The organism is Corynebacterium sp. HMSC06G04 (genome assembly GCF_001807365.1).
In the GTDB taxonomy this organism is placed as follows: Bacteria; Actinomycetota; Actinomycetes; order Mycobacteriales; family Mycobacteriaceae; genus Corynebacterium; species Corynebacterium simulans.
This window is the reverse complement of sequence record NZ_KV788624.1, coordinates 1-2,945: the sequence shown is the minus strand read 5'-3', so window position 1 is coordinate 2,945 and position 2,945 is coordinate 1. Positions and strand designations below refer to the sequence as shown.

2 protein-coding genes and 1 pseudogene are annotated in these 2,945 nt (G+C 55.6%); 1 reads left to right on the top strand and 2 read right to left on the bottom strand.

The window, feature by feature from the left end:
• Both HMPREF3158_RS12815 and HMPREF3158_RS10645 read right to left on the bottom strand, forming a co-directional pair.
• A pseudogene (locus HMPREF3158_RS12815) lies at positions 1-126 on the bottom strand (IS256 family transposase); the annotation flags it as partial.
• A gap of 399 nt (positions 127-525) precedes the next feature.
• On the bottom strand, positions 526-930 hold the full coding sequence (locus HMPREF3158_RS10645) for a MerR family transcriptional regulator (RefSeq protein WP_061925830.1): 405 nt from the start codon (positions 928-930) through the stop codon (positions 526-528).
• Positions 931-1,099: 169 nt separating this feature from the next.
• Here HMPREF3158_RS10645 and HMPREF3158_RS10640 point away from each other — a divergent pair, with 169 nt between their 5' ends.
• Positions 1,100-2,665 carry a SulP family inorganic anion transporter gene (locus HMPREF3158_RS10640; protein ID WP_061925833.1) on the top strand — a complete coding sequence of 522 codons (1,566 nt, stop codon included), beginning with the start codon at positions 1,100-1,102 and terminating at the stop codon, positions 2,663-2,665.
• Positions 2,666-2,945: the final 280 nt, after the last annotated feature.

Genomic DNA, 2,945 nt, shown 5'->3' with positions numbered 1-2,945 from the left:
AGTTCGTGTCGTGGAGCTGCCGCAGTTCGGGTCTTTGCACCGCCACCTGGTTGTGCCTTTGGATGTGGTTCCGTTTTTCTTCATTTGCCCAGCACATACCGGGCATCGTGGCCTGTTTTTACTCACCCGGAAAGCACACCAACCCCCGGTTAGCACATGCGGGTGCCATTCCGATGGATTGAACACGAAACGGGCGGATATAAGCATAAAGACCTTATATCCGCCCGATTTACCCAGCCTGAGCAGCAAGAGCGCTGTAACTCAGACACACTTTTTGCTACTTAACCCTTTTTTGTCACTTAAGCCGGTTTGGAAGTGATGGGGTTAAGTGACAATTTTCGATTTTGTGACCTTGGATGACTGTGTCGTTTTGAGGAGTCGTCTGCACGGATTTCAGAAGTCCTCTGCACTATCGCCATCCACTCCGGAGAGGCCGCGGGCGTTCGTCCACTTCATCTGGAACGCGACTCGACAGAGCGCATTCAATCGGATGGTCTTTTTCTCCCTGCGAAGGATGGGGGCACTTTAGTGTGCCAGGGTGTTGACCAGATCGAGGAATTCCTCAGCGTAGGCAATTTGCTTGCGTAGCTTTTCGTAGCGGGTGCGCGTCTCCTCACGAATGTCGGCAAGGGTGGCCTTGGCATTACTCCGTGCCTGCTGTGCGGGATCACTGTCCTGCCCGCCATCTGAACTATGAAGAATCTCCGCAGCTTCCAGGAATTCCCGCATCTGATCCAGAGTAAACCCCAGCGGTTTCATCCGTCGCACCAGCAAAACACGACGTACATCAGCCTCACTATAAAGCCTGAACCCACCAGGGCTACGCCCCGATGGGGTAATCAGGCCGACGTTGTCATAATAACGCAAGGTGGGAATCGACAACCCCGTCTGGTCAACGACCTCGCCGATCTTGAAATTACTGTTTTGCATTGCCTGTTCTCCTTCACGGTGATGTTGTCCACGGGTTCCTGTGCCTGGGTTGGCGGTTGAGTAAAACTCCCGCTACCATGACCACCATCACCAAACCTAAAGTTACTAGAGGGTTGGATTCCTTTCGGGCGTTCGCCCAGTTACCTATCCCCTCAAAGATTGGACATCTATGACTGAAACTAGCACGGCGGCCCCCCGCCCCCTCCTGAGTCCAGACGGCGCTGATGCCCCTACCGGGATCATCGCATCCTTCCGTTACGCATTTTCTTCCCCCGCCCGTATCCGTATAGAGATTCTGGCCGGACTGGCGGTATCCCTGGCGCTGATCCCTGAGGCCATTGCCTTTTCCATCCTTGCCGGTGTTGACCCAGCCATGGGTCTGTTTTCCTCGGTAGTCATGGCCATTGCGATCGCCTTTACCGGTGGCCGCCCGGCAATGATAACCGGCGCCACCGGGGCTATTGCCCTAGTCATTGCTCCTGTGGCGCGTGGTTACGGGATGGATTATTTCATCGCCACCGTCTTGTTGGGCGGTGTCCTACAAATCGTGCTCGGCGCCCTCGGTGTGGCGAAACTTCAGCGTTTTATCCCCCGATCGGTGATGCTGGGTTTCGTCAATGCACTGGGCATTATGATTTTCACCGCCCAACTCGAACACCTCATTGATGTGCCCTGGATGGTCTACCCACTCGTCGGCTTGGGTGTGGTGATCATGATTTTCTTCCCCAAGCTCACCAGTGTGATCCCTGCCCCGCTGGTCACGATTATCGTGCTCACCGGTTTGGTCATTGCCGCCGGTTTGACTGTCCCGACGGTCTCGGACATGGGCAAGATGCCGGAGACCTTACCGTCCCTGTTTATTCCGAACGTGCCGTGGACGTTGGAGACCCTGCAGATCATCGCGCCTTATGCCCTGGCCATGGCCGTGGTCGGTCTCATGGAATCGTTAATGACCGCCAAGCTCGTCGATGACATCACCGACACTCATTCCGATAAAACTCGTGAATCCTGGGGACAGGGGGTGGCTAATATTGCCTCCGGTTTCTTCGGCGGCATGGGTGGCTGCGCGATGATCGGTCAAACCATGATCAACGTCCGCGAATCCGGGGCACGTACCCGCCTATCCACCCTGTTAGCCGGTGTGTTCCTGCTGGTCCTGGTCCTGGCACTGGGCGACATCGTTGGCATGATCCCGATGGCTGCGTTGGTGGCAATCATGATCATGGTCTCGGTCGGCACCATCGACTGGCACTCGGTGCATCCACGCACCCTTAAACTCATGCCGGTCTCTGAGACCATTGTTATGGCCGTGACGATTATTGCCACCCTAGCCACCAGCAACCTGGCCATTGGTGTCGTGCTGGGTGTGGTCACCGCGATGATCATGTTCGCCCGTCGGGTGGCACATATCGTTTCCATTGAAAAGGCCTCCGAGATCGACGGCGACGGCGATGGCGATGGCGAGATTGATACTCGTACCTACCGGGTGCATGGCCAGTTGTTTTGGGCATCAAGCAATGACCTGGTTTATCGCTTTGATTACACCGATTCTGCCCGTCATATCACTATTGATCTCACTGAGGCGGAGATCTGGGATGCCTCCACGGTCGCGACCTTTGACGCGATTACGCAGAAGTTCCAGGACAGAGGCAAAACCGTGTCCATTATCGGGCTCGACGGTCCCAGTCAGGACCGGCTGAACCGACTGTCTGGCCGGCTTGACACCGGCCACTAACATCCCCCGACTCGAGCACATCGACTTGGCGCCCCAACTTATAACCGGGGCGCCAGTTTATTGGTGCTGTTGCACAGTTGGGGCATAGGAAGAGCATAAAAGAAGCGTAGCGGTTAACCGCTACGCTGTGTTGTGGGGCTTTTTACTTTTTACGGTGCACGTGTTCTAGTTAGTGGTTCGTTTCTTTCCTCGGGTGATTGCGACGGTATTCCTCGACCAAGTGAGCAATACCCGGCGCAGCCTGGGACTGAAGCGTCCTGGGTTTAGTTCCGCTTCTTTT